Source organism: Bradyrhizobium sp. 31Argb (assembly GCF_043638955.1).
Classification (GTDB): Bacteria; Pseudomonadota; Alphaproteobacteria; order Rhizobiales; family Xanthobacteraceae; genus Bradyrhizobium.
On the sequence record NZ_JBEGDB010000679.1, the window covers coordinates 1 to 690 of the forward strand.

A 690-nucleotide genomic window follows, 5' to 3' on the forward strand; every position below is an offset into this window, starting at 1 on the left:
AACCAGCCGGTTCATGAAGCCGAGGAACTCCATGCGGCGGCGGCGCTTTGAATGCTCCGCGATGACCGTTCCGGTGGCAACCTGGAGCGCGGCGAACAGCGTCGTCGTGCCATGCCGCTTGTAATCATGGCTTTGGCCAGTCAAAGCCCGTCCGTTGGGCAGCTTCAGATAGCTTTGGGCGCGCTCCAGGGCCTGGATCGATGGCTTCTCATCGACGCACAAGACAATGGCCTTTGCAGGCGGATCGACATAAAGACCAACAACATCGGCGGCTTTGGCCGCAAATTCGGGGTCGTTGCTCTCGCACCAGGATTTGCGAACCGAAAGATCAATCTTGTGCTCGCGCAGGAAGCGCCAGACATATTGAACGTCGACGTCGCCCAGCGCCTCCGCCAGCAGGGGGCCGTTCCAGCGCGCAAACCCGGCAGGAGGCGGCTTGTCCAGCAGCGCCAGAATCCGCTTACCGGTCGCCTTCGTGTAGATCGGCTTCTTGCCGGGCCGCGGCTTGTCCTCCAAGCCCGCAAGCCCTTCATCCGCAAAGCGATGCCGCCAATGGCTGACGATCCGCGGCTGCACGCCGACTGTCTTGGCTATCGCACGCGTGCTGCAGCCTTCCGCGGCCAATAGAACAATCCGGGCACGCTTCAGATCACGCTGTAACGTTCGCGGCAAGCGGCACCGGGCTTCTAG

General features: G+C 62.2%; 1 protein-coding gene. It reads right to left on the reverse strand.

Going from position 1 to position 690, the window contains the following annotated elements:
- Positions 1–690 (reverse strand): IS630 family transposase (locus AAFX91_RS42235; RefSeq protein WP_394570418.1); only part of this gene is annotated, 690 nt, incomplete at both ends.